Consider the following 18,455-nt stretch of genomic DNA (forward strand, 5'->3'; position numbering starts at 1 on the left):
GCTCTGGTACTCGACTTCGGCCTGACGCACCTCCAAGCCGGAAATGACACCATTTTCCTTGCGTAAACGTGCAAGATCACGCTCTTTTCGGCGTAACTCGACCGTATTCAATGAGATCTGATACCTGTGTTCGATATCCAGCCATTGATAGTAGCGACTGGCCACATCACTGATTAAGCTGATCACCGCGAGATTGAGTGACTCCTGCGCCGAGAGGTAATTGGCATAGCTGCTCTCACTGCGCCGCCTGTTTGCCCCCCAGATATCCAGCTCCCAGGATACGGTGCCCACCAGATCGAACTCGTTCTCGTGGCTGGGGTTGGTATTGGTGATACCGCTGTCGATGGAACGCTCGGCATTGGCATCGATCCCCAGCGCCGGATAAAGCGCCGCATCTGTGACGGTGACGTTCGAGCGCGCGGCTAACAATCTGGAGCGCACGGTTTCTAAATTGATATTCTTCGACAAGGCGTGTGTTATCAATACCTGTAAGTCGGGATCCAAATAAAAGTCGCGCCAGTGAGACAGACCGATATTCTTTGCCGACTCCTGGGCCAGTTCATCAAAGTATTGAGGCGGTAACTCGAGCTCCGGCCGCTCATAATCCGGCCCCATGGCGCAGCCCGACAGGAGTAAGCCCGTCGTCAACGCACCGACGAGACCGCGTCGTTTAAAGAAATGATGCATTGCAGTCTTGTGCTTAAACATGCGTGTCCCCTGCCGTGGTAGAGCCGGTATCCGAACTCGCCTCAGAGTCGCTTGTAGGCTTGATCTTAGATTTAAGCCAGCCCGCCGTGGTCACGAAAAACAACGGCACCATGACTATGCCTATGGTGGTCGCGAATATCATGCCGAAGAGGATCGGTATTGAGATGCTCTGTCTGCTCACCGCACCAGGTCCCACCGAGAGTACCAGAGGTAATACCCCAAGAATAAAGGCCATAGAGGTCATTAAGATGGGTCTGAAACGCATATTGGCCGCCTCCAACGCGGCGTCGAGTCGACTCTTACCCTGTTGGTGTCGCTGATTAGCAAACTCTACGATCAAGATGGAGTTCTTGGCGGCCATGCCGATGAGGGCGATGAAGGCGACCTGGAAAAATAGGTTACTCTCCATGCCACTCATTAAGGTGCCCAGTGATGCACCAAGCATGGCAATTGGGGCAATGAGCAACACGGCTATGGGTATGGTCCAGCTCTCATAGAGGGCGGCGAGAAACAAGAAGACGAACACCATGGCTAAGCTGACCGCGATACTGGTTTGATTGGCCGATTGCACTTCCTGATAGGTAATGCCGGTCCATTCATAGCTGAACTCTATGGGCAGCATGGGTTTTGCCACCCTATCGATCGCCTTAATCACATCCCCAGAGGCATAACCTGGCGCCGGAGTCGCGTTAATCGAAGCGCTGCTAAACAAGTTATAGTGTGTCACTGCGGCGGGTCCAACCGTGTAATCATATTTAGCCAACACGCCTATGGGCACCATGGCCCCAGTCGACGAGCGGACATAATAATCTTTAATCTGCTCGGGAAACTGGCGATAGCTTTCCTGTGCCTGTACCTTGACCCGGTAGACACGGCCAAACAGGTTAAAATCGTTTACCGTGGATGAGTCGGTGAAGGTCTTTATCGTGCTGTAGATATCGGACACCTTGACGCCGATAGCCATGGCCTTGGCTTCATCCACCGTAAGATGCAGCTGAGGAATGGCGCTCTGCAAAGATAAACTTGCGGTGGCGATTTCCGGCTGCAGTTTAAGCTTCTCAACCAGTTCATCGGCTGTTTCCATCAGGCCCCTGAAGTTGGTGCCGGACGTGTCCTGTAACTCCATTTCAACGCCGGCTCCGCTGCCGAGTCCCGGCACGGCGGAAGGTAAGTAGCTGTTAAATTCAGCCTCCAAGATCTCCTGCAACGAGGCTTGGATCTGTTTCATCACCTTGTGCACGGTGGCGTCACTCTCGACTCGATCGGACCAAGGCTTCAAGATGATCTCAAATTGGCCATTGGCCTGATTAGAGCCTGAACGGCGATTCTCACCCGCTAAGGTAAATGAGTAGGCCACGGCGGGATGGGCTAATACCTTAGCTTCGGCCTTTTTAAGCGCGGCCTGGGTTCGGTTTACCGTCGCCCCATTGGGCAAGGTCATGTCGATGAAGAACCGGCCCTGATCTTCATTGGGCATAAAGCTGGACGGCAAGTTAGACATGATAAGATACATAGCTGCCACCATAAGGCCAAAGATCAGGTAGCTGCGCTTGGCGTGCTTATTGGTTAGGGCAACGAGGGCGACATACTTGCTGGTACTGGTATCGAGTCGGTCGTTTATCCATTTAAAGAAACCCGACTTGGCCTTGTCACCGGGTTTGAGCAATAAGGCACATAAGGCGGGCGACAGGGTCAAGGCAACGACAGTAGAGATAAGCACAGCCACCGTGATGGCTACCGCAAATTCTCGGTACATGATGCCGGTGATCCCAGACAAGAATGACACAGGCACAAACACGGCCGCCAGCACTAGGCTGGTGGCAACCAAGGCCCCGGATAGCTCTTTCATGGCGGTGCGGGTCGCCTCGACCGGGCTCAAGCCATTTTCATTCATCAAGCGCTCGACATTTTCCACCACCACGATGGCATCATCCACCACGATGCCGATAGCCAGCACCAGTGCTAACAGGCTCACGGTATTGATGGTGAAGCCAAACACCAGCATGGCCGCCAGAGTGCCAATCAGGGACACCGGCACGGCAATGGCGGGAATGAGCGTGGCGCGAATGTTTTGCAGAAACAGGTACACGACTAATATGACTAGGATGAGGGCAGCGACTAAGGTTTTCACCACCTCATGGATAGAATTCTCGATAAACACGGATGCATCGAAGAAGACTTCCCAATTCATGCCCTGGGGGAATTTTTCGGCCAGCTTAGCCATCTCCCTCTTGACGTTCTTGGTCACCTCTAGGGCGTTAGAACCCGGCAACAGATAGACCTGTAAGACGGTGGCGTTGGCACCATTGAGCTGAGATTGTAAGGTGTATGAAGATGAGCCGAGTTCAACCTTAGCTATGTCTCTGAGGCGTATGATGGAGCCGTCATTGTTGGCGCGAACGATGATCTCATTAAATTGGGGCACACTGCTCATGCGGCCCGCAGCGGTGATAGGCAAGGTCATGCTGAGTGAGTCACTATTGGGCTGAGACCCGATAGTGCCCGCCGGTGATTCCTTGTTCTGCGCCTTGATGGCAGAGATAACATCTGAGGTGGTCAGCCCGTAACCCGCCATGGTATCAGGCTTTAACCAGACTCGCATCGAGTAGCTACGTGCGCCAGTGTTGCGCACTCGCCCCACGCCAGGAATGCGTTTGAGCGCAGATACGATATTGATGGAGCCATAATTGCTCAGATAAATTTCATCATAGCGATCATCGCTGGACGTCAGCGCCAGCTTGAGCAACTCGACAGAAGCCTCTTTCGATACGGTCACGCCCTCGGTCTGAACGTCTATGGGCAAGCTGCCGTTAGCTTGTTGAGTCGAATTTTGAGCATCCACCGCGGCGAGATCTGGGTTCGTGCCCACATCGAAGGTGATGGTGATATTGGTGCTGCCCGAATTGGTGCTCTTGGAGCTCATGTAGATCATGTTCGGCAAGCCGTTGAGCTCTTGCTCTAAGGGGGTGGCCACCGACTCGGCCGCCGTGGTCGACGTCGCGCCCGGATAAGATGCCGAGACCTTGACCTGAGGCGGAGTGATGTAGGGATATTGATCGATGGGCAGGTTAAACATGCCGATCAGCCCCAGTAACACTATGACGATCGAAATCACACCGGCGAACACAGGACGATTAACGAAATACTGAGCCATTATTTCTGTTCCTGTTTTTGCTCTTGCGCCTGCTGCTTGAGCGCCTGCTCCTTCTGTTTAGTGTCTTGGCGTTTGAGGTATTGCTCCGCGGTTAAGGGCTCGGCCAGTTGTCCATGACGAACCCGGTGCATGCCTTCGACGATCACTAGCTCCCCCGCCTTGAGGCCACTCTTGACCACAACGCCCATCTTACCCTGATGTTCGATCACGATGAAGCGGCGTTCCACTTTTTGTGTGGGCAGCACCACCATCACATACACGCCGCCTTGCTCGACTTGAGTGGCCTTGTTTGGAATGACGATGGCGTTCCTCACCTCGTTGAGCTTGATGCGTACATTGGTATATTGACCCGGGAGCAGTTCTTTATCTGGATTAGGCAACTCGGCGCGTACCTGGAATGTGCCCGTCTCTGGATTGACCGATGGGTCGGTGAAACGTACGTCACCAAGATAACGGTACTCGCTGTTATCGGGCAAGGTGATGGTCACGAAGCCTTCGACCGCTTTGCCTTCGGCTTCGGCCTCTTTCTGTTTGCTATAGCTGGTCATGCGCCTTCTGGCGTTGAGATAATCCAGCGCCGACATGTTGAATGTCACATAGATAGGGTCTACCCGTTTCACTCGGGTCAGCAATGACTGGCCACTGCTGCCAACCAGGGCGCCGATGTCGACTTCTGAGCGACTGACCAGACCTGATATGGGCGAGCGTATTTCGGTATAGCTTAACTCTAACTCAGCCTCTTCTAATTCGGCTTGACTCGCTGCCAGACTCGATCTTGCTTGGGACAGTGATGACAAGGCATTGTCGAAATCTAATTGGCTGGCGGCATCTTGCTCGTAGAGAGGTTTTAATCTGTCGACATCGCGTCTGGCCTTATCCAGCATAGATTGCTGGGACTCTAGATTGGCATTGAGTCGGTTGACGACGGCGAGATAGCGGCGATTATCGATTCGATACAGCACAGTGCCCTCTTTGACGGCGCTGCCTTCGATAAAACTCTTATCTTCGACGAATCCGTCGACCCTAGCCCTGACCTCAACATCCAGGGAAGCCTGAGTGATCCCCACATAATTGCCATAGAGTGGCACCGTTGCCGTAGTGACTCGCTCGACAACCACTAATTTCGGGGTGATTTGAGGCACTTCCTTGTCACAAGCCGTCAAGCTTGCGACGCCGATGAGCCAGGCTAAGGTGAGCGCTGAACGTGTGAAAACCTGTGCCATATTTATGTCCCAAAATTATATTTGATGAGCGGATATCTTTTTTGTTCGAGTTGCGAGCAACTATTGAGTGGTGATCAAAGATATTCACCGAGTTAATCGAATGCGAGTGTAAGTTCTAAACTAGGCTAACAGCAAGAGAAGGATCGGTTTAGCAAAAGATTAACTAAGAAACGCTCAATATACACACAAAAACATCAATTTTAACCTTACCTGTTTAAACAGTGTAATTGAAACCTAGGCCAATATTAGATTTTTTGACCGGCCGCAAGGTTTAACGGTTGCGGCGTTTTATGCATAAACGCTATTTTAAGCGCGAGTCGGAAACTAAACCCTAAGGCTGCTCAATTTTCGACCGACTTAGCCAGCCGTGTTGAAGTCAGATTTTTGCTTAAACGCGTCCGAGAGCTTCTTGAGTGGGCCAAGATCTTTATTGCTTTGACGACTTCGACTAAACATGGATGCACTAATAAACAGCTCAAACCAGATGCTCAGCGCCTCGGCATTACGCCTCTCACCGGATGCGGCCAGCGCCAATACCGCCACTTCGGCAGTGCCTAACTGAAAATCCCGGCTGCCTTTTCTCAAACCATACTTGGCGACGGTCTCTGGGGTAAAAGACAGCAGTGGTAAATCATGTAAGTAAGGACTCTTGCGGAACATCTTAATCGCTTCGCGCCAGCTACCGTCGAGCATGATAAACAGCGGCTTCTTGGTACTATCTAGGCGACTAGGGTCGAGCTCACTGACTACGGTTTGATCTGTATAGGCATATTCACCGGGAAAAATGACGAAAGCCTGATAGCGAGGATCTTGTATCAATGCCAGCATCTTGCGGTTTGCCTGGGTTCTGGACCAGATATAAGCATGGGTATCGGGGATAAGATCCGCGATAAGACGACCACTGTTACTCGGTTTTAGCACCTCATCATCATACATGATGAGTAAGAATGCATTATCGGACACCAGTTGGCGGCGACTCTGACAGGTGCAATATGTCTGTGCCAGTAAACACAGTTCACAACGGATCAGCTTCTTGCCCCTGGCCCCATAAGGCCGGGTGGAAATGGCCTTACGGTATTGGTAGAGCTTGTGGACGGCGTGTAGAGATGCGCTCATATAGACCTTGTGAATGTGAGCTAGCACCTAGGTCCTAGATCTTAGCTTGTCTGGGCTAAATTATAATATTCGACGCAGCAAAAAATCTGCTTTTAGGCGTCTGATACGAGTCATTATCTTACGTACCGGAGCCGGATACTTGTTGAGCGTCTCTATCTGGCTGTAATGATACAAGCGCTCTGTGTGCTGCAGGATATGCGCCTGCTCCTGCTCAAACTGCTCCTTCCAAACACCGGACTCATCATGGAGCAATAGACCATTTTCCAGATCCAGCGCCCATGCTCGGGGGTTTAAGTTACTGCCGGTGATCAGGTGACGTTTGCTATCTGCGCTGATCCCCTTGAGATGATAACTGTTAATGCCATCTTTCCAGAGATGAATATTGAGTTGGCCATTCTCCACCGCCCATTGCTGGCGCTTGGCGAACTTTCGCAAGGACTGCTCATACATGTATGGCAAGGCCCCTATGGTGGAGAAATCTTGCTCTGGCGGAATATAGAAATCGTTGGCGGTTTTATCCCCTACGACGATATCGATACGCTTACCGTCTTTAAGATGCTTAGCTAGGGCACGAGATAAAATGTAGGGCGGGTTAAAATAGGGGGTGCAGATAAACAAGGCTTCTTTTGATTGCGCCACCATATCGACGACGATTTGATTGAGCTTGTTTTTCTTTCTGCCTAAACCCACCACAGGCGTGACACGATTGCCTATGGTAGTGGATTCAAATTGATAGCTCGCCTTAACTAAACGTGACTTAAGGGTGCGGACATCATTTTTATGTGGCAGTAACTCGGTGGCTTTATCTTGAGTGAGTGAGCTGACTGCGGGATCTTGTACCAGATAGGTTTGGATCATCTGCCGCATGGAGCGCGCCAGTTCGGCCGATTCAATCACATGATATCTATCGAAACGGTACTTTTCAGCTTGATGCAGATAGATATTATTGATGCTGGCACCACTGTATATCACGGCGTCATCGACAATAAATCCTTTAAGGTGCAGTACGCCCATAAACTCACGAGACTTGACCGGCACACCTAATATGTCGATCGGATGTTTGGCTGCCTGCATGACAGTGCGATACATCTGATAGTTACCACTGTCGCCCTTATGGCCTATCAGGCCTCGCCTAGCGCGATGGAAATCGACTAAGACCTTGATGTCGAGTGCAGGGTTTCTGTCTTTAGCTGACATTAATGCCGCTAAAATCTCTCGCCCCGCCTCATCATCTTCGAGATAAAGGGCGGCGATATAGATTGAATTGACCGCAGCGGCGATACGCGTTAACAGCTCAGCCTTTAAGGCTTTGGGCGTAAGTAACCATTGTAATGCGTCGGGTTGGATGGGTATTCCACCAAGCTTATCAAGCAAGGTCATCTCCTTTAAAAATGCGTTCCGTCACGATAGTAGGTGCTCGGATCTAATGCGCGAAACATGACAGCCAGATGCTGCAACTCAGGATAAGCCGATGCGATGGCTTTACGGATCGCTTGCTCTACTCTATCGTGGGTATCGGGATCTTTAGGGAACCAGAGTAATTCGACTTGTGTCGTACTCAGATCGATTTTGCCATCACGATAACTTGTGCTTGGTATCCAGTCCAAGGTAAACCCTTGAGCATCAATCCGACATAACTCGGCTAATTGTGCGAGTAATGTACGGCTCAAACTGGCCACAGCGTCTTCAGGTAGTCCGCGCATACGAATATGAGGCATATCGATCCCTTAATATAAATCATAAGGAGATAAAATTACCGATTTACACCCCATTGGGCAAGGGTTTTCTCCATTTTTGCAGCATAAGACCATAAGAGGTGTACACATTTCGAGCAAAGACCGATTTAAGTGCACAAAATGCTCAAATTAACCACTAACCAAGTGACATCGCTGCCGAACTGAAGTGAATAATGTTCACAGCAATTTAGCGGTATTGCCTATGCCCTGCAACCCAAGTGCAGCATAGGCAACGAAAAGTTAGCTTAATTGATATTAATATCTTTCACCGAACACGGCATTGAATTGAAACTTTGGTTATAATAGCCGACTCGGCAGCATGACTCACTATGGAGACAATAATGAATATTAAGATATTAGGCACAATCGCGATAAGCTTGCTCATCTCATGGGCTATATTTCACTTCAAGGCACAGCTGGGGATTTTTATCTTACCCCTCTTTATCGGCCTAGTGACCTTTGTGACCTTAGGGATCTACCGCTTAATGGAAAAAGATAACTCCGAAGATGAATAAACGCTATGCTATAAGCCTGTATTATTTACTGGCTTAGTCACCCGCCCTTCTCTGCTAAGCCACTTACCTATGTGAATGTTATGAGACCTCTAGTTTACGCCTGTCTTGTGCTCGGCGGTTTATCTCTCCCAGCCATTGGCGCTGACTATTTTGATAATGTATTAACCAAGATTAAACCGCCCCATTCCCATACCGCGATCATAGCGACCAACCTGGTGACTGGCGACATCCTCTTCGAGCAAAGCCCGGATACCTTACTCTTACCCGCCAGTACCATGAAGTTGCTGACTGCGGTCGCTGCGACTTCCGCCCTGGGAGCAGGGTTTACCTTTAATACACGTGTGTATTCGCGCTTTCCTATCAAAGATGGCGTGATAGCCGGTGATGTCTACATCGGCTTCGACGGCGATCCGACCTTGAAGAGCGAAGATCTCAAAGCGCTGCTTGCACAACTTACCGAACAAGGCTTATATCGAATCGAAGGCAGCCTCTACTTAATCGGTCAGGCCAATGAACAGCTACAGGCACCGGGTTGGGTTTGGGATGATCTGGGGATCTGTTATGCGGCGCCAGTGTCTAGTTTCGTACTCGACCGCAACTGTGTGCACGGTAAGCTTTCACCTAAGCTGGCCAGTAACCAGAGTCAGTTATCGATCCCAGGGGATATCCCCATCAGTATCAAAAATACCGCTGTGTTTGATAAGTCTAAGACCGAGAAATTTTGCCAATTAGACCTGCAGCGTCTAGCCGCGAATCACTTCGCTCTAGGTGGTTGTTACTCAGGTTCACAAGCCATTAAACTCGCCATTGCCATCACAGATCCTGAGTTATTTATGCAAGCGTCGATGTCGCAAATACTCAAGAGCAGCAAGATCAAACTCAAGGGCAAGATATTGGTACAACACCAGTTGCCAGCAAACACTCACGTAATCGCGACCCATGGATCCGTCCCTCTATCAGACTTACTTCACACCATGTTGCTCAAGTCAGATAACCTGATCGCCGATAGCTTACTCAAACAGCTGGGTAAACACACTTTTCAGCGACCAGGCAACTTTAGCAACGGCAGTCGTGCCCTTAAACAGATACTGACTGGTGAAGGAGTTGAGCTTAACCATGCACAGGTTGTCGATGGCTCAGGGCTCTCCAGATATAACCTACTCAGTGCACGTCAGCTCAGTCAGGTATTAACCTTGATCTATACCGACTCAAGATTTACCCCACTCATAGATTCACTGCCGGTTGCTGGTGTGAGTGGTACGCTCAAATATAAAACCAGCTTCAACAAGCCGCCCCTGTTTAAGCATGTCATAGCCAAAACAGGGTCGATGCAGGGAGTAGATAATCTTGCCGGTTTTATCAGGAGTGAAACCCAAGCTGATACCCTGTTTGTGATCTTAGAAAACGGTCAGAGCCCCCTGGAGAAGAAGCAACAAAGCGCGCCATTCAGTGCACTGTTTTTACATTCATTAATGGCTAATACCTTAGCACAAGAATCTCAAGCAAGCTCGACGCTCACCCCTGCAAGTCCTGCGAACTGACCAGTTAGATTAAACAAATATCCTCAAAACAAAAAAGGCGAATACTGAGGCCACTAACCCGAGTATTCGCCCTTATATTTATGGATTAGATCAAAACAGAGATTCAGGTATGTCCATAATTGTCGCTTCACCTGCACGTACCTGAGCCAGATGATACTCGGCCTTAGGCAGCATCTTCTCGATATAGAAGTTACTCAGGTAACGTTTTTGCGCACTAAACTCTTTATCCCCATGTGACGCGGCGGCATCGGACATCAATAGCCAGAAATAGCCATATACGACATGACCGAAGGCATCGAGAAAATCGACGGCGCAGGCATTGATGATTGCTGGCTTGTCGAGTTTCTTATCGTTAATTTCAGATGCGACCAGAATAAGCTGTTGCAGTAAATCCGTCACCTTAGCCTTATGCGCTACATCAACATGGCTCAAGGTCGATAGCTTGGCTGTGCACTCATTAACAAACTCAGTTAACGCAGCCAGATTATCCCCTGTCACCTTACGGCCGAGGAAATCGATGGCCTGAATACCATTGGTTCCCTCATAGATCTGCGCGATTCGCGTGTCACGCACCAGTTGCTCAATACCCGTTTCACGGATATAGCCATGGCCACCAAATACTTGTTGAGCCGTGATGGCAGCGTCCAGACCGCGATCGCTCAAGAATGCCTTAGCTACCGGGGTTAACAGGCCAACATATCGACTCGCCTTAGCTTGATCCTCGCCTGCTCCATATTTGGCAATATCCAGTTGCTGCCCCGTGAGCACCGACAGGGCGCGGCCCGCCTCGGTTAACACCCGGATATTAAGCAACATACGACGAACATCGCCGTGCACTATGATAGGGTCGCTAGTCGCCCCAGTCGGCGATCCCCCCGCAGCGACCCCTTGAACACGCTCTTTAGCGTAATCGGCAGCCATCTGATAAGCCGCTTGTGATGTGCCCAAACCTTGGATACCAATCGCCAGACGCTCGTAGTTCATCATGGTGAACATACACACCAGACCACGGTTTGGCTCACCGATGAGATAGCCTTGCGCTCCATCATAATTCATCACACAGGTCGACGATGCCTTAAGCCCCATCTTGTGCTCGATTGAACCCACGGTGACCTTATTAGACTCACCAAGGGCGCCAGAATCATCGACCTTGATCTTGGGTACCAGGAAGAGTGAGATTCCTTTGGAATCAGGTAATTTAGCCAATACCAGATGGATCACGTTTTCGGTGAGATCGTGATCGCCTCCCGTGATGAATATTTTGCTGCCGGTGATGCTATAGCTGCCATCATCTAGCGGCACCGCCTTAGTGCGTATGCCACGAAGATCTGAGCCGGCCTGAGGCTCTGTCATGTCCATGGCACCTGACCACTCGCCGCTGTACATCATAGGCAGGTATTTTTGTTTCAGCTCATCGCTACCATGGGCATTGATACATAATGCCGCACCAGCGGTTAGAGAACCATACAGGGTGAATGCATTACAGGCGCTGTAGGCCATTTCATCAACGAGTACCCCCAACATCTTAGGCATACCCATGCCACCGAGTTCTGGTTCGCCGCACAGACCTACCCAACCACCTTCGGCGTACTGGGCATATGCCTCTTTATAGCCGTCTGGCGTGATCACCTTATCATCTTGGTGCACCACGCCTTGCTCATCGCCACTGCGGTTTATAGGATGGAGTAATTCACGACTTATCTTTTCTGCTTCATCCATTATCGCCACCGCCGTGTCCATATCGACATTTTCAGCAATGGCAGGTAAAGATGCCCATGTTTGAGGCGCATCAAACACCTTATCTAACAGGAATTTCATTTCGGCTAACGGAGCTTGGTAAGGATTCATTATCGACTCTCAAACGTTGGATTTAAACACTTGTTTTAATTTATACCAGATACCGTCAGAAAAGAAAGAGATATTTGGATAAGTTGAGGGAAGTGAACGTTCAGGCAAGGAGGTAAGTGCAGGATTTAGGAACCAGGTAAAATCAAAGCCAGCCATTATAAATCAATACTATAACCAGAATAAAATCAAAGCCAGCCATTATAAATCAATACTATAACTCGAATTCAACAAGCAATGGCATCAGGTTTCAACTCTACATTGATTAAACGTTGGCTATTCCCGATAGCGGCACGCATTCAATCTGTGAAACTCAATAAAATAGAGGGATTTCAAACAAAATAACGATTTTCAGGCATAACCTGTTACCTCAAAAGATTGAGGAGGAAAAAGAAGATGAAGCGAATTGATTGTATCTAGTTATCTGCTAGGTTCTAGATATTGACAACACTTAGCAAAGTGCCGTCGTCGTTTATCTAAATGTTCACAATAGCTCGTCAGCTCTTGTGAGGTACCTACCGGGCCATGGAAGAGCTTGCCAAATTCAGAAGTCAGTTTTATCCAGTTATCTGCTGAAATATTCAGTCTAGTTAATATTTTAGATGCACTTGAAGGTATTGCACCACGCTTGTCATCTCGAATAATCCTGCCAGTTGCATCTACAAGTTCTAGATAATCTTTCAGCGCAAAGTTGATCCCTTTAGATTGATTGAGTCGTTCATCCCCAATAAAAGGCAGTAGCTTTGCCGGCTGTTGACCTTTTAAAGCTGCCTTTACTCTTATTTTAAGGCTGGTGTAGTCTGAAGTTTCTGGTGTCTTGGCCATCTTCGCCCGTATGGGATTGAGCTCTACATATGCCATACAGGCCAGCACCGCGGTTTCATCGAGTAACGCTTGGCTCTTGAACCGCCCTTCCCAGAAATGCCCTGTGCAGTTATCCTCTTTATTCGCCATCCTCGCGATTGGCTCATTGAGGCAGCGCATAAACCAACTTATGTCACTTAATCGACTCCGGTACTCGGCGATTAAGTGTTTCAATTGAGAGACTTGATAGGCTTCGATCACCTCACCTTTGGCAAATTGTTGGCTTAGCTCAGAGCCCTTAAAGATTTCATGCCACTGTCCTACTACCTCTCTGTCACTCCACCTATTGGCAAGTTCGATATCAATACGCAGCACCAGATGAAGATGATTACTCATGACCGCATAAGCCGCCACATCAATAGCAAACACGCCCGCCAAATTTAATATCTGAGTTTCAATCCAGCCTCGTCGATGTTCATAAGATTTCCCTGTAAAATCATCAACTCCCGCTATGAAGGCTTGACGAACTGTTCGGCTGCAGCAATGGTAGAATAAAGTGTCTTCAATACTAATTTGAGTATTTCGGGGACGGGGCATAGTAGTAGCCTCCTATATCAAGTAATACCTAAAGCTTAGTAGGTGACACTTGATCCATCAATTAACTATGCCCAATTAACGATGCCTGTCCCTATTTATCCTCTCAGGAGCGAGGGGGGCTGAGGACGCAAATGATAAGGGCTAGGTCATCGAACCTAGCCCCTTGGTTTCCTACCACATCAAGTCATCTGGGATGACGTAATCTGCGTAAGGATCGTCTGCTTCGACGACCTGGCTGTTATCATCTTGTACCCACAAGTAACCACACCACTGGGGCACCAACATATTGACCCGCTCGGCGAGTTTATGGGGCACTAGATAACTGGTATCTTCGTGACGTACGATACCCAGTTGCCCATTAAGCAGCTGAGTCTGCAGTTTATCATTCACATAAATCGATAAGATTTTATTATTGTGGGTGAAATTAAACTTTATCTCGCCGCTTTGGGGCGGCTTTATGGCTAAGCGAGTAAATTCCGACACTAGGCCGCGTACTAGGCCTTTCTCGGTTGCCGCGGCAAAGTTTTGCTCATTGAGTGCCTTATCTTTCGCCGCTTGCTCTAGCTTCTGCGCCGCTACCTGCAGTTTTAATTCTCCAGAGCCATCATCGACCTTGGCCTTACGGTCACGTCGTTTCTGCGTCCTGGCTTTCTGTACTTTTTGTTTGCTGACTAGACCAGCTTTGAGCAGTTGCTCTTGAAAAGGATTTGCCATCTGTTTCTCACTGTTATTCATATTTATGTCGAACCATCATCTTGGATGATTCAACTCATTCTTTAGGCCGTTTGGTCGCTAACAGGGCCAGCTCAGCCATCACCATGGATGCACCGCCAAGAGACCAACCGCCGTCTATCGGCAGTACGACACCGGTAATATAAGATGCCATGGGAGAGGCCAGAAATAAGGCGCCATTGGCAATATCTTGTCCTAGGCCATTTCGCTGTAGCGGCACACTCTTAGCGACACGCGCTTGTAACTCTGCGCCGGGGGCTAATCGATTAAACCCTTCGGTGCCGCTGATGGGCCCAGGGACGATTGAGTTTATTCGAAGCCCCTCACAGCCCCACTCCAGCGCCAGGTTTTTAGTCAACATATCGACACCCGCCTTGGCCGCGCCCACATGTGCCTGCATGGGCATGGCGACAAACGCCTGGGGCGCCGAGATTTGAATGATACAGCCCCCAGGTCTGGTCATCAAAGGATAGGCTTGCTTAAGCACCTGAAAACTGCCCAGCAGATCGATATCCATCACCGACTTGAAGCCATTTTCACTCAGTAAGGCAGCGGGGGCCGGAAAGTTACCGGCGGCGCCACTGACTAGAACATCGATTTGAGAAAAATGGACCTTAAACAGAGAGAAGCCCGCTGTTAATCCATCGACGTCTCGTACATCGAAACTGGCTCCCATATGGGTGCCCTTGGGATTGGTTTCACGCAGTAATTTAACTGCGGCATCGACTTTCTCGGCGCTGCGACTGGCGACAGCCACATTAGCGCCAGCCTGAGCAAATGCGATCGCGATGGCCAGGTTGATGCCACTGGTGCCCCCCACGACCACAACATTCTTGCCTTTATAGTCAAACATGCCTGCCTCCTGGGAGGATAGGCCAACTAGTCAGCTAGCCTTAAATTTCCTATTTCAACGATGCGTGTATCGCTTGGAGCACAGCCAGTGGATCCTCAGCTTTCGTAATAGGTCTTCCTATCACTAAATAGTCAGAACCTGCTGCAATCGCTTCTGGTGGCGTCATGACCCTATGTTGGTCACCCTTATCGGCACCCACGGGGCGAATGCCCGGCGTACACAGTTTAAATTCTTTACCTAAGTTAGATCTTAGCACTTGTGCTTCATGTGCCGAACAAACAACACCATCTAATCCCGCTTGTTGAGTCAGTTTCGCGAGACGCTGTACATGCTCGAACGCGGGGACATCGATGCCGATAAGCTTGAGCTCTTCATCACTCATGGAGGTGAGCACAGTGACGGCAATCAGCATGGGAGCCTTTTCGCCATAAGGGATTAGCGCTTTCTTAGCCGCTTGCATCATGGCGAGACCGCCGCTGGCATGGACGTTGGTCATCCACACTCCTAGCTCGGCTGCAGCCGTAACAGCCTTGGCAACGGTATTGGGGATATCGTGGAATTTAAGATCCAAGAACACCTCAAAATCACGCTCATGCAGCGCCTCGATAAATTCGGGTCCAAAAAGAGTAAACATCTCCTTGCCTACTTTGAGACGGCACATACTAGGATCTAATTGATCGACCAGTTGTAAGGCAGCATGCTTGTCATCAAAATCCAGGGCGACTAAAATCGACTTATTACTCATTTTTTCTCCATTTCCTTCGTGGTAGATTCTTGGTATATCAGCCATGAGTCCATCGTGAGATGTTCTGCCTCATGGTTATGGGCATGTCGTTGAATAACCTAGGTTATTCACCGTCGAGCCCCCTAATTCGTTTTATTTTTCCCCAGCTCTTACAGGATGGACAATGCCAATAGAGGCGGTGTGAGGGGAAACCACAGCCGCTGCACCGGTAGCCGGGACGGAACTTGATCTGCTGTTCTACCAGCTTTTCCAGCATGGTCAAACTCTCTTTCGCTTGTCCATCTTCGGCTTGTTGTACATGCATCTTCATCAAATGCTGGAAGCTTTTCATCGTCGGGTGACGATATAAACCATCAAGAACCAGCTGCTCCGCCTCTTGAATCTCACCTTGTTCAATCATATTTTGCGCTAAGGTGATGGCGACGCTCGCCCCCGCCCCGTGTTGTAATGCTTGGCGAAGCAGGTCGTTGTAGCCGGTGAGATCATGGCTGTCATGGAATACCTGGCGGGCAATTGACAGCGCATCGGGGAAAAGCTCGATATCGGCATCGAGTAACTTAACCAGCAGCGCTTTGCACTTGGCATATTCATCTGAATCGAGATACTTCTCGGCTAAGGTGAGCAAGGCCCGACCACAATCTGGGTCTTGTTTTAACGCAGCCTGAAGCAGTTTCAGCTGGGGGGCAAGATCAGTTTGTTCATTGGCCAATTCACAATAAAAATGGGCCGTATTGTGTTTGAGGCATTGCTGTCTTTTTCGTTTTAAGCTCTTGATGATATTGATGGCTTGTTGCCAATCTTTGGTCACCTGGTAGATATCGATCAGGTGAGTTTCGGCATCTTCACTGTGATCGTCCTGCTTCACCAAGGTAATGAATATCTCTTCCGCCCTATCATAAAATCCAGCGGCGAGATAATCCTTACCCAGTTCCATCATGGCAATGTCCCGCTGCTCAGTGGTGAGACTGGGTCTGGCAATTAAATTTTGATGGATTCTAATTGAGCGGTCGACTTCACCACGCTTTCTAAATAGGGAGCCAAGAGAGAGGTGCGTGTCTATGGTGTCATCATCGACATCCAACATGGTAATGAACAGATCGACGGCCTTGTCTGATTCATTGGACAGGAGAAAATTAAGCCCTGTGAAATAATCACGACTCAACTGTTTTCTTTGGCTACTCTGATTGTGCCGTACACTGCGCCGTCCCATATACCAGCCGTAACCGGCGGCGATTGGAAGTAACAGAAACAGGATCTCTTGCATATTAGACGTCGACGTCCCGAGCGGAAGTCATCCCTTCTAATCTAGACTCGAGTTGGCTGCATCTCTTTTTGGCATTTCGTAATGCCAATTTTAGTTTAGTTATGTGATAAATGGCGAACAACCAGCTGATCATAAAACCGGCCAGAAATACGAAAGCCAAGACTAGGGGTAATCGGAATTCACCCTGAGCGACAAAATAACTGATGGTCACCATCTGCTCGTTACGTGCGCCGAAGATTAATGCAAAAAAGAACACTAGTGCTACTAACACTGTGACGATAAATGACCGCACGTTACACTCCATATATCCATTTCAATCTACGGATTATCTTAGATATTCACTAAACTAGCTAGGATTTAGTTCATTTCAGGCATAAAAAAGCCTCCATACGGAGGCTTTTAAAACAATGTCATTTATGCATTGATTGCATCGACACGTTCACGCAGTTCTTTGCCTGGCTTAAAATGCGGAACATACTTGCCATCCAACTCGACTGACGTTCCAGTCTTAGGATTACGGCCTGTACGCGGCGCACGGAAATGAAGCGAAAAGCTACCAAAACCACGGATCTCGATACGATCTCCGCCTTCCAATGTTTGAGCCATCTGCTCTAACATCTCTTTAATAGCACTTTCAACTTCTTTAGCCGACAGCTGCGACTGCCTAGTGGCAAGTTTTTCGATCAGTTCGGATTTTGTCATCCTATACCCTCTATTTTCAAGCCAAATACAGTCACCTAACAGGGGTGCAAAGCACCCCTGAACTTCAGGCGATTACTTACGAGCCGCTTTGAACGCTTCAGCCATAGCACTGCTTGCTACAGTTTCTTCTTGCTTGTTCAAGCTAGCCATTGCTTCTTTCTCTTCAGCTTCATCTTTCGCACGGATAGATAGGCTGATAGTACGGTTCTTACGGTCAACACCCATGAACTTAGCTTCAATGGCGTCGCCTACAGAGTAAACTGTAGATGCATCTTCGATACGCTCACGAGAGATATCAGATACACGTAGGTAACCTTCAACAGTTTCAGCAAGTTCGACTGTAACGCCTTTAGCGTCAACAGCGACAACTGTACCGTTAACAACCGCACCCTTCTTCTTATCTGAAAGATAAGCATTGAATGGATCGTCTTCAGTCTGCTTAACGCCAAGGCTGATACGCTCGCGCTCAGGGTCAACAGAAAGAACAACTGCGTTGATTTCGTCGCCTTTCTTGTAATCAGCAACCGCTTCTTCGCCAGTACCGTTCCAAGAAATATCAGAAAGGTGAACTAGACCGTCGATGCCACCGTCAAGACCGATGAAGATACCGAAGTCAGTGATTGACTTGATCTTACCAGTGACCTTGTCGCCCTTGTTAAAGCGCTCTGCGAAGTCATCCCATGGGTTAACTTTACACTGCTTAAGACCAAGAGAAATACGACGACGCTCTTCATCAATGTCAAGTACTAGAACTTCAACTTCATCACCTAGGTTAACAACCTTTGATGGGTGAATGTTCTTGTTAGTCCAATCCATTTCAGAAACGTGAACAAGACCTTCAACGCCTTCTTCGATTTCAACGAAACAACCGTAGTCAGTTAGGTTAGTAACGCGACCAGTCAAACGTGTGTTTTCTGGGT

At 49.0% G+C, this 18,455-nt stretch carries 17 protein-coding genes; 2 read left to right on the forward strand and 15 right to left on the reverse strand.

The features are described 5' to 3' along the window. The 6 genes from HRU42_RS17315 to HRU42_RS17340 all read right to left on the reverse strand — a co-directional run. The coding region (locus tag HRU42_RS17315) for a TolC family protein (protein ID WP_295032884.1) at nucleotides 1–708 on the reverse strand (708 nt) is incomplete at its 3' end. After that, the gene (locus tag HRU42_RS17320) at nucleotides 701–3,862 is read right to left on the reverse strand and encodes an efflux RND transporter permease subunit (protein WP_295032886.1); all 3,162 of its coding nucleotides are present in this window, start codon (nucleotides 3,860–3,862) and stop codon (nucleotides 701–703) included. The genes HRU42_RS17315 and HRU42_RS17320, both read right to left, overlap by 8 nt. After that, entirely contained in the window at nucleotides 3,862–5,085 is a 1,224-nt protein-coding gene (locus HRU42_RS17325; RefSeq protein WP_295032888.1) for an efflux RND transporter periplasmic adaptor subunit, read from the reverse strand. Before HRU42_RS17325 ends, HRU42_RS17320 begins: the two co-directional genes overlap by 1 nt. A gap of 357 nt (nucleotides 5,086–5,442) precedes the next feature. Continuing rightward, complete coding sequence (locus HRU42_RS17330; protein ID WP_295032905.1) at nucleotides 5,443–6,201, reverse strand: tRNA-uridine aminocarboxypropyltransferase; 759 nt, start codon at nucleotides 6,199–6,201, stop codon at nucleotides 5,443–5,445. A gap of 60 nt (nucleotides 6,202–6,261) precedes the next feature. After that, a complete protein-coding gene (pssA, locus tag HRU42_RS17335; protein ID WP_295032889.1) occupies nucleotides 6,262–7,575 on the reverse strand; it encodes a CDP-diacylglycerol--serine O-phosphatidyltransferase in 1,314 nt (437 codons plus the stop codon). Between the two features lie 11 nt (nucleotides 7,576–7,586). Next, nucleotides 7,587–7,919, reverse strand: a complete 333-nt coding sequence (locus tag HRU42_RS17340; protein WP_295032890.1) for a DUF1904 domain-containing protein — start codon at nucleotides 7,917–7,919, stop codon at nucleotides 7,587–7,589. A gap of 359 nt (nucleotides 7,920–8,278) precedes the next feature. On the opposite strand from HRU42_RS17340, the gene HRU42_RS17345 reads away from it, so the two are divergent. Continuing rightward, the gene (locus HRU42_RS17345) at nucleotides 8,279–8,452 is read left to right on the forward strand and encodes a hypothetical protein (RefSeq protein ID WP_295032891.1); all 174 of its coding nucleotides are present in this window, start codon (nucleotides 8,279–8,281) and stop codon (nucleotides 8,450–8,452) included. A gap of 80 nt (nucleotides 8,453–8,532) precedes the next feature. Then, nucleotides 8,533–9,993 carry a D-alanyl-D-alanine carboxypeptidase/D-alanyl-D-alanine-endopeptidase gene (gene dacB, locus HRU42_RS17350; RefSeq protein ID WP_295032892.1) on the forward strand — a complete coding sequence of 487 codons (1,461 nt, stop codon included), beginning with the start codon at nucleotides 8,533–8,535 and terminating at the stop codon, nucleotides 9,991–9,993. A gap of 90 nt (nucleotides 9,994–10,083) precedes the next feature. Here dacB and HRU42_RS17355 read toward each other — a convergent pair whose 3' ends face one another. The 9 genes from HRU42_RS17355 to HRU42_RS17395 all read right to left on the reverse strand — a co-directional run. After that, a complete protein-coding gene (locus HRU42_RS17355) occupies nucleotides 10,084–11,841 on the reverse strand; it encodes an acyl-CoA dehydrogenase C-terminal domain-containing protein (protein WP_295032893.1) in 1,758 nt (585 codons plus the stop codon). 417 nt (nucleotides 11,842–12,258) lie between these two features. Further along, nucleotides 12,259–13,239 carry a transposase gene (locus tag HRU42_RS17360; RefSeq protein ID WP_295032894.1) on the reverse strand — a complete coding sequence of 327 codons (981 nt, stop codon included), beginning with the start codon at nucleotides 13,237–13,239 and terminating at the stop codon, nucleotides 12,259–12,261. A 171-nt stretch (nucleotides 13,240–13,410) separates the two neighbouring features. After that, nucleotides 13,411–13,953 (reverse strand): DUF2058 domain-containing protein, encoded by a 543-nt coding sequence (locus HRU42_RS17365; RefSeq protein ID WP_295032895.1) that lies wholly within the window; start codon nucleotides 13,951–13,953, stop codon nucleotides 13,411–13,413. 55 nt (nucleotides 13,954–14,008) lie between these two features. Then, nucleotides 14,009–14,824 (reverse strand): SDR family oxidoreductase, encoded by an 816-nt coding sequence (locus HRU42_RS17370; protein WP_295032896.1) that lies wholly within the window; start codon nucleotides 14,822–14,824, stop codon nucleotides 14,009–14,011. Nucleotides 14,825–14,873: 49 nt separating this feature from the next. After that, a complete protein-coding gene (gene pyrF, locus HRU42_RS17375) occupies nucleotides 14,874–15,569 on the reverse strand; it encodes an orotidine-5'-phosphate decarboxylase (RefSeq protein ID WP_295032897.1) in 696 nt (231 codons plus the stop codon). Between the two features lie 103 nt (nucleotides 15,570–15,672). Next, nucleotides 15,673–16,833, reverse strand: coding sequence for a lipopolysaccharide assembly protein LapB (gene lapB / locus HRU42_RS17380; RefSeq protein ID WP_295032899.1), 1,161 nt, complete (start codon nucleotides 16,831–16,833; stop codon nucleotides 15,673–15,675). Nucleotide 16,834: 1 nt separating this feature from the next. Further along, nucleotides 16,835–17,125 (reverse strand): LapA family protein, encoded by a 291-nt coding sequence (locus HRU42_RS17385; RefSeq protein WP_295032901.1) that lies wholly within the window; start codon nucleotides 17,123–17,125, stop codon nucleotides 16,835–16,837. 122 nt (nucleotides 17,126–17,247) lie between these two features. Then, entirely contained in the window at nucleotides 17,248–17,535 is a 288-nt protein-coding gene (ihfB, locus tag HRU42_RS17390; protein ID WP_193631234.1) for an integration host factor subunit beta, read from the reverse strand. A 72-nt stretch (nucleotides 17,536–17,607) separates the two neighbouring features. Further along, on the reverse strand, nucleotides 17,608–18,455 hold an 848-nt coding region (locus HRU42_RS17395), incomplete at its 5' end, for a S1 RNA-binding domain-containing protein (protein WP_295032903.1).

Origin of the sequence: Shewanella sp., assembly GCF_013214165.1 — a bacterium.
GTDB lineage: Bacteria > Pseudomonadota > Gammaproteobacteria > Enterobacterales > Shewanellaceae > Shewanella.

What these genes read in the sequence shown, in the direction of transcription:
- HRU42_RS17370 (WP_295032896.1), bottom strand. Translation starts at nt 14,824, where the DNA reads ATGTTTGACTATAAAGGCAAGAATGTTGTGGTCGTGGGGGGCACCAGT.
- HRU42_RS17330 (WP_295032905.1), bottom strand. Translation starts at nt 6,201, where the DNA reads ATGAGCGCATCTCTACACGCCGTCCACAAGCTCTACCAATACCGTAAG.
- HRU42_RS17365 (WP_295032895.1), bottom strand. Translation starts at nt 13,953, where the DNA reads ATGGCAAATCCTTTTCAAGAGCAACTGCTCAAAGCTGGTCTAGTCAGC.
- dacB (WP_295032892.1), top strand. Translation starts at nt 8,533, where the DNA reads ATGAGACCTCTAGTTTACGCCTGTCTTGTGCTCGGCGGTTTATCTCTC.
- HRU42_RS17320 (WP_295032886.1), bottom strand. Translation starts at nt 3,862, where the DNA reads ATGGCTCAGTATTTCGTTAATCGTCCTGTGTTCGCCGGTGTGATTTCG.
- lapB (WP_295032899.1), bottom strand. Translation starts at nt 16,833, where the DNA reads ATGCAAGAGATCCTGTTTCTGTTACTTCCAATCGCCGCCGGTTACGGC.
- ihfB (WP_193631234.1), bottom strand. Translation starts at nt 17,535, where the DNA reads ATGACAAAATCCGAACTGATCGAAAAACTTGCCACTAGGCAGTCGCAG.
- HRU42_RS17360 (WP_295032894.1), bottom strand. Translation starts at nt 13,239, where the DNA reads ATGCCCCGTCCCCGAAATACTCAAATTAGTATTGAAGACACTTTATTC.
- HRU42_RS17345 (WP_295032891.1), top strand. Translation starts at nt 8,279, where the DNA reads ATGAATATTAAGATATTAGGCACAATCGCGATAAGCTTGCTCATCTCA.
- HRU42_RS17325 (WP_295032888.1), bottom strand. Translation starts at nt 5,085, where the DNA reads ATGGCACAGGTTTTCACACGTTCAGCGCTCACCTTAGCCTGGCTCATC.
- pyrF (WP_295032897.1), bottom strand. Translation starts at nt 15,569, where the DNA reads ATGAGTAATAAGTCGATTTTAGTCGCCCTGGATTTTGATGACAAGCAT.
- HRU42_RS17355 (WP_295032893.1), bottom strand. Translation starts at nt 11,841, where the DNA reads ATGAATCCTTACCAAGCTCCGTTAGCCGAAATGAAATTCCTGTTAGAT.
- HRU42_RS17340 (WP_295032890.1), bottom strand. Translation starts at nt 7,919, where the DNA reads ATGCCTCATATTCGTATGCGCGGACTACCTGAAGACGCTGTGGCCAGT.